Below are 7137 nucleotides of genomic sequence, written 5' to 3'. Positions count from 1 at the left end.
GGGGGCCGGGGCTTACGCCGCGTCTCTGCTATAACAAAAACCACCCCCGCCCCCCCCCCCCCCCCCCCCCCCCCCCCCCCCCGCTCCCACATTTTGATTTTCATCAGGTTCAAACTGCCCGGTGTTATTGAGCGATGCGGGCGCGCAATCGCGGCATTACAAAATCCAGAAACGCGCGCAGTTTCAGCGGCAACGGCGACTGGCCTTTGTGCACCAAACTGATGGGCAATGGCGCCGACTCAAACGCTTCAAGCAACACCGCCAGTGCCTCTTCCCGCAGCGCATCCGCCACTTGATACGACAGCACTCGAATCACCCCAACCCCCAACGTCGCCGCCGCAATCGCCGCTTCTGCGGTGTTCACCGACAACCGCGAATGCACCGGTACCGAGAGCCCGGTTTTACCCGCGCCAAATCCCCACGCCCCTTGGGACGCCAGCACTTCGAAGGTGATGCAGTCATGTGCCGCCAAGTCCCGGGGTTCGGCCGGTACACCGCGAGCGGCCAGGTATGCCGGGCTGGCGCACACCACCCGCCGCACCGTGCCCACCTGCATGGCCTTGAGCGAGCTGTCGGGCAACTCGCCAATGCGCACCGCGACGTCGCAGTGTTCTTCCATCAGGTGCACGACGCGGTCGGTGAGGATCAGGTTGATGTCGATCTCCGGGTACTGCGCGAGGAATTCCGCCACCACCGGCACGATGTGCAGCCGCCCGAAGACCACTGGCGCGGTAACGACCAGTTCGCCCCGGGGCTGGGAATATTCGCCAGTGGCCGCGCGCTCGGCCTCGCTGATGTCTTCAAGAATGCGCCGGCACGCGTCGAGGTAAGAGGCGCCGGCATCGGTCAACGACAGCTGGCGCGTGGTGCGGTGCAGCAGGCGGGTTTTCAGGTGCGTCTCAAGTTCAGCCACCTTGCGGCTGACGCTGGCCAGCGGCATGTCGAGGCGCCGCGCCGCAGCGGTCAGGCTGCCTGCATCAACCACGGCAACGAAGATGGACATGGATTCAAGACGGTTCATGGCAACCTATCAAATTCTGGAAGGATGATTCCAAATCCTAGGGGATTATCCTGCCAAGCGCGAGTGCGTAACGTTGGCCACTCATCTCCTTCCCGGAGATCTGCATTGAAGGAGAGCGCCGTGAGTGGCCTGCCGATGACATCCCAACCTTCCACAGCGCCTGCGGTCGCGCCGCGCGGCAAGATCATCATGATGGCGGTGATCGCCGGCGCGGTGATTACCAATATTTACTGCACCCAGCCGATCCTGCCGCTGATCGCTTCGGACATGGGCGTGGACGTGACCACCGTGGATCTGGTGGCCGGTTCCGCCCTGCTGGGTTTTGCTACCGGGCTGGCGTTGCTGCTGCCGATGGGCGACCGTTTTGACCGCCGCAAGCTGGTGCTGGGGCAGATCGCCCTGGCGTTCTGTTTCGCCCTGGCGGCGGCGTTTTCACCGGGCATCTGGGCGCTGATCGGGGCGTCTTTCGGCTTGGGGATTGTGAGCTGTGTACCGCAGCAACTGGTGCCGTTCGCGGCGGTGATGTCGCAGCCCCACGAACGCGGGCGCAATGTGGGCACGGTGGTCAGCGGGATCATGGTCGGCATCCTGCTCGGGCGCACGATCGCCGGCGTAGTCGGTGAGGCTTATGGCTGGCGGGCGGTGTACGCGATGGAGGCGGCCTTCATGATCCCGGTGTGGATCGGTGCCGCCAGGCTGCTGCCACAAGGCGTGCCGAGCACCAACCTGTCCTACCCTCGCCTGCTGACTTCGCTGTGGCCGCTGATGCGCGACAACAGCCCGATTCGCCAATCAATGATGGTGCAGGCGTTGTTGTGGGCTTGCTTCAATGCGTTTTGGGTGAATCTGGCAGCACTGTTGGCTCATGGGCCATGGCAATTGGGCAGCGCCTGGGCCGGTGGCTTCGGGATTATCGGTGCGGCGGGTGCGTTGGCGGCGTCGCTCGGTGGGCGGGCTTCCGACAGGCTGGGTTCGCGCAAGGTGATTGGGGCGAGTATCGGGATTGTGACCTTGGCGTTCCTGCTGCTGGCGGGTGCCGAGACTTCGATTATCTTGCTGGTGCTGGGGGTGATCGTGCTGGATATCGGCGTGCAGTCGGGCTTGGTTTCCAACCAAACCCGGGCGTTTGCGGTGGACCCGAAAGCCCAGGGCCGCATCAATAGTTTGTACATGACGGCGACGTTTTTTGGCGGTGCGGTGGGGGCGACAGTCAGCGGCTGGTTAATGGCGCGGTTGGGCTGGATGGGGATTGTGGAGTTTGGGGTGATGCTGGGGGTGATTGCCGGGGTGGTCCACTGGACAAGCGCGCCCAGGCAGACTGAGGAGCTGGCGTAATTTCAAATCAAACGAGATTCAAAATGTGGGAGCGGGCTTGCTCGCGAATACGGTATATCAGTGCCCGATTTGTTGGCTGACACGCCGTATTCGCGAGCAAGCCCGCTCCCACATTTGAGCTTTGTTGTTGGGTGGACTGTATTCCAAACCAGCCATGAAAAAGGCGACCCGAAGGTCGCCTTTTTTCATTGTGCGTACTGCTTGCTCAACCCCGGCGGTACGCCATGGACATCGGTCTCTTCCCAAGGCCCGTTCGGGCTGATGGACCGGCTCCAGCCGTTGCTCCAGCGGTAGTAGGTGCGCTGGCGGTAGAACGTATCCGGCTGTTCGTCCAGCACGTACACCTGCATCTTCCCGTCCCAGTGGCTGGCCGCACCCGGTGGCGGTGCGAAGGTCGGCGAGGAGCTAGGCACCGGCTTCGACGGTTTGATCACCGGGCCCGAGGGCTGGGTGCCTGGCTGTGTGCTCGGCTGGGTCGACGGCCCTGTCGGTGGAATAGTCGGCCCGGTAGGCGACGGAGGCCGATGGACCGCACAAGCACTCAACCCCAGTACCAGGCTGAGCAGGGTGATACGTGCGATAGCGGTCATGGGCATTTCCTCGAATTATTGGTCCGGACTGTCGATGGTCAGCTGCTGCAGCGCAGTGGTGCTGCTGGCCAAGGGTTGGCTGCGGCCGATCCACTCGCCAGCTGTGGGAACACCTGCCCGGGATATGCGCGCAACCAGTTGGACTTCGGGAAAGTTGGACAGTTTCAACTGCGGCATCATCGCGTCGCTGTCGCCCAGCTCGACGGTGATCGGCAGGTCGGCCACGGTCACGCGCTTGGCCGCCAATGGCGCAGGCGGGCCTTTGACGGCACGGGCGAAGATGAACACGCTGTCGGTCGGCAGGGCCTTGGCCTTCACATCGGCGGCCAGGTCCACCCGCACTTGCATCTGTTTTTCTGCCTTCACGGGCGCCACGCCGCCGCTCTCCTTGAGCTTCTCGGCGGCCCGATCGATCCCGCCTTGCAGCGCGGCACGGGAATTGTCGTCCGGTGGCAGTTGCGCCAGTAGGCGGTTCCAGTAGTCGATCGCTTCCTGATAACGCTGGCCTTCAAAGGCGGCGATCCCCAGCAGGCCGAGGCTGGTGACTTCCTTCGGGTCGAGTTTCAGTGCTTCGTCGGTCAGGGCCTGGACCTTGGGCGACCACTGTTTGTTGTCGGCAAAGTACTGGGCCTGGGCCCACTGGCCGAGCAACTCGGGCTGGCGACCGGCCAGGGCCACGGTGCGCTCGAAGATTTTCGCCGCATCGGCGGAACGGTCCTGGGCCATGTAGGCGCGACCGAGGAAGTACAGGCCTTCCGGCGAATCCGGCTGGGCCGCTGCGGCGCGCTCCAGGCGGCGGGTCATGTCTTCCATGGACACCGGCGGCTGGGAGAATTCACGGGTCAGTTCGACCTTGTCGCTGGCACCGTAATGCAGGTACAGCGCCACGCCCAGCACCGGCACCAGAAAGGCCGCGAGCAACGGCAACGGTTTGCCGAGGCGCGACTCCCGAGGCTTTTCCACGCCCTCGGTATCCGCCAGCAACTCACGGGCCGCTTCAGCGCGACCGCTGTCCAGCTGGGCCGCATCCAGCACGCCTTCGGTCTGCTGGGTTTGCAGTTCCGCCACGCGTTCCTGGTACAGCGCCACGTTCAATGCAGTGCGATCCTCTTCACGCTGGGCACGGCGGCCGCGTAACACCGGGATCAGCAGGAAACTCAAGGCAATCAGAAGCAGCAGACCTGCTGCGAGCCAGAAATCAATCATCAGTTTTTTTGTCCAGCAGTTGGTCGAGGCGTTGACGCTCGTCGACGGAAAGCGAGTCCGAGCCATCGGCCGGGGCGACACGACGGCGGCGCACAATCACCGCCATAACGACTAAGCCTGTGAGCAACAACCCGGCGGGGCCGAACCACAGCAGCGCTGTCTTGCCGGTGAGCGCCGGCTTGTAGCGCACGAAGTCACCGTAGCGGTCGACCATGAAGTCGATGATCTGCTGATTGTCCTTGCCCTCGCCGAGCATGCGGAAAATCTCTTTGCGCAGGTCGGCGGCGATCGGTGCGTTGGAGTCGGCGATGTCCTGGTTCTGGCACTTGGGGCAGCGCAGCTCCTTGGTCAGTTCGCGAAAACGCTCGCGGTCTCCGTCCTTGGCAAATTCGTAAGTGTCGATGGCGGCGTGGGCCACGCCGACCATGCTCAAGCCCAACACAGCGGCGGCTAACCAACGCTTCATGGCTTGGCCTCATCCACCAGCGCCTGGTACTTGGCGGCCAGTTGCTCGCGCCACACCACTTCGTCGATCACGCCCACGTACTTGTCGCGGATCACGCCCTTGGCGTCGATGAAGAAGGTTTCCGGAGCGCCGTACACACCAAGGTTCAGCCCGAGGTTGCCGTCTTCGTCGCGGATATCCAGCTGGTACGGGTTGTGGAATTCAGCCAGCCACTTCAGGGCGGCAGCATTGTCGTCCTTGTAGTTGATGCCGTAGATCACCACGCCCTTCTCCGCCAGCTTGTTCAGCACCGGATGCTCCACGCGGCAGGAAATGCACCAGGTGCCCCACACGTTGACCAGGGCCGGTTTGCCCAGCAAATCAGCCTGGGTCAGGGTCTTGTCGCCCTGCACCGTCGGCAGCGAGAACGCCGGGAATGGCTTGCCGATCATGGCCGACGGCAACTCGGCCGGGTCCAGGTACAGCCCGCGATACAGGAACACCGCCACCACCAGAAACGCCGCCAGCGGTAACACCATCAACCAACGCTTCATACTGGCGCTCCTTGCAGACCGAGGGCTTCACGCACCCGGCTCTTGACCTTGACCCGGTAGCGCCGGTCCATCGCCGCCAGCAAACCACCGAAGCCGGTGAGCAGGCCGCCGAACCAGATCCAGCGCACAAACGGTTTGACGTGGACCCGCACGGCCCAGGCGCCATCGCCCAACGGTTCACCCAGGGCGACGTAGAGGTCGCGGGTGAAACCGGCGTCGATCCCGGCTTCGGTCATCATCGAGCTTTGCACGGTGTACAGGCGTTTTTCCGGGTGCAGCACGGCGATTTCCTTACCGTTGCGCACAACGCGTACGGTGCCTTTGTCGGAGGTGAAGTTCGGCCCTTCGAAGTGCTTGGCGCCTTCGAAAATGAAGTGGTAACCGGCCAGGTCCATGGACTCGCCGGGGGCCAGGCGCAGGTCGCGCTCGGCGCTGTTCTGGCTGGACAACACCACACCCAGGGCGCACACGGCGATGCCGATGTGGGCGACCTGCATGCCCCAGTAACTGCGGGTCATGGTCGGCAAGCCTTTGATCAAACCTTTGTGGCGGGTCTTGTCGATCAGGTCGCGTACACCGGCCAGCAATACCCAGGCCGCGAGCATGAAGGTGGCAAGCACGGCCCAGTTGAAGTCGCCGTAGGCAATCCCAGCGATCACCGCCAATGCGGCGCTGCCCAGCAGTACCGGGGTGAGCATGCCCACCAGCCATTTCACCGGGGTGTCTTTCCAGCGCACCAGTACGCCGACCGCCATCACCACCATCAGCAGCGCCATCAAGGGGATGAACAGCGCGTTGAAGTACGGCGGGCCGACGGACAGCTTGGCGCCGCTCAGGGCATCCAGCACCAGCGGGTACAGGGTACCGAGCAGAATCATCGAGGCCGCCACCACCAGCACCAGGTTATTACCCAGCAGCAGGGTTTCCCGGGACCAGAGGTTGAAGCCCACGTGGCTCTTGACCACTGGCGCACGCAGGGCGAACAGCGTCAGGGAGCCGCCGACCACGAACAGCAGGAAGATCAGGATGAACACGCCGCGCTCCGGGTCGGAGGCAAACGCGTGCACCGAGGTCAGTACGCCGGAACGCACCAGGAACGTACCCAGCAGGCTCAGGGAAAACGCGGCGATGGCCAGCAACACGGTCCAGCTTTTGAACACGCCGCGTTTTTCCGTGACTGCCAGCGAGTGAATCAGCGCGGTGCCCACCAGCCAGGGCATGAAGGAGGCGTTTTCCACCGGGTCCCAGAACCACCAGCCGCCCCAGCCGAGTTCGTAGTAGGCCCACCACGAGCCCAGGGTGATGCCGATGCCGAGGAACGCCCAGGCGACGATGGTCCATGGACGCGACCAGCGCGCCCAGGCGGCATCGAGACGCCCGCCGAGCAAGGCGGCGATGGCGAAGGCGAAAGCGACCGAGAAACCGACGTAGCCCATGTAGAGCATCGGCGGGTGCACGATCAGGCCGATGTCTTGCAGCAGCGGGTTGAGGTCGTGGCCGTCTACCGGGATCTGCGGCAGGATGCGGGTGAACGGGTTGGAGGTCATGATCAGGAACAGCAGGAAGCCGATGCTGATCATGCCCATCACCGCCAGCACCCGGGCCAGCATCACTTGCGGCAGTTGGCGGGAGAAGATCGAGACAGCAAAGGTCCAGCCACCGAGAATCAACGCCCACAGCAGCAACGAACCTTCGTGGGCACCCCACACGGCGCTGAACTTGTAGTACCAGGGCAAGGCGCTGTTGGAGTTGTTGGCGACGTAGGCGACGGAAAAGTCGTCGGTCATGAAGGCGTAGGTCAGGCAACCGAAGGCGAACACCAGAAAGGCGAACTGGCCCCAGGCAGCCGGCTGGGCCAGGCTCATCCACAGGCGGTCACCGCGCCAGGCGCCCAGCAACGGGACCACGGCTTGGACGATGGCAAAGCACAGGGCGAGGATCATCGCCAGTTGGCCCAACTCCGGAATAAACAGTGCGGACGTCATG

Annotated in this window: 7 protein-coding genes; 1 reads left to right on the top strand and 6 read right to left on the bottom strand. The window is 63.6% G+C overall.

The genetic code is table 11. The features are described 5' to 3' along the window. Positions 1-124 precede the first annotated feature (124 nt). Complete coding sequence (locus tag ACIOMR_RS05610; RefSeq protein ID WP_401192762.1) at positions 125-1021, bottom strand: LysR family transcriptional regulator; 897 nt, start codon at positions 1019-1021, stop codon at positions 125-127. 135 nt (positions 1022-1156) lie between these two features. Here ACIOMR_RS05610 and ACIOMR_RS05605 point away from each other — a divergent pair, with 135 nt between their 5' ends. Beyond that, complete coding sequence (locus ACIOMR_RS05605; RefSeq protein ID WP_401192819.1) at positions 1157-2356, top strand: MFS transporter; 1200 nt, start codon at positions 1157-1159, stop codon at positions 2354-2356. A 185-nt stretch (positions 2357-2541) separates the two neighbouring features. Here ACIOMR_RS05605 and ACIOMR_RS05600 read toward each other — a convergent pair whose 3' ends face one another. The 5 genes from ACIOMR_RS05600 to ACIOMR_RS05580 are packed head-to-tail and all read right to left on the bottom strand — an operon-like array spanning position 2542 to position 7136. Then, positions 2542-2946, bottom strand: coding sequence for a hypothetical protein (locus ACIOMR_RS05600; RefSeq protein WP_003210627.1), 405 nt, complete (start codon positions 2944-2946; stop codon positions 2542-2544). Between the two features lie 15 nt (positions 2947-2961). Next, positions 2962-4152, bottom strand: a complete 1191-nt coding sequence (gene ccmI / locus ACIOMR_RS05595; RefSeq protein WP_401192759.1) for a c-type cytochrome biogenesis protein CcmI — start codon at positions 4150-4152, stop codon at positions 2962-2964. Beyond that, positions 4145-4618 carry a cytochrome c-type biogenesis protein gene (locus ACIOMR_RS05590; protein ID WP_003210629.1) on the bottom strand — a complete coding sequence of 158 codons (474 nt, stop codon included), beginning with the start codon at positions 4616-4618 and terminating at the stop codon, positions 4145-4147. Before ACIOMR_RS05590 ends, ccmI begins: the two co-directional genes overlap by 8 nt. Continuing rightward, positions 4615-5151, bottom strand: a complete 537-nt coding sequence (locus ACIOMR_RS05585) for a DsbE family thiol:disulfide interchange protein (protein WP_008434782.1) — start codon at positions 5149-5151, stop codon at positions 4615-4617. The genes ACIOMR_RS05590 and ACIOMR_RS05585 overlap by 4 nt, the downstream gene beginning before the upstream one ends. Then, positions 5148-7136: a heme lyase CcmF/NrfE family subunit gene (locus ACIOMR_RS05580; protein WP_087694319.1), complete on the bottom strand. Its 1989-nt coding sequence runs from the start codon at positions 7134-7136 to the stop codon at positions 5148-5150. The genes ACIOMR_RS05585 and ACIOMR_RS05580 overlap by 4 nt, the downstream gene beginning before the upstream one ends. Position 7137 lies beyond the last annotated feature (1 nt).

Source organism: Pseudomonas sp. NPDC087814, from assembly GCF_044742865.1.
GTDB lineage: Bacteria > Pseudomonadota > Gammaproteobacteria > Pseudomonadales > Pseudomonadaceae > Aquipseudomonas.
This window is presented reverse-complemented; position numbering and strand designations above follow the sequence as displayed.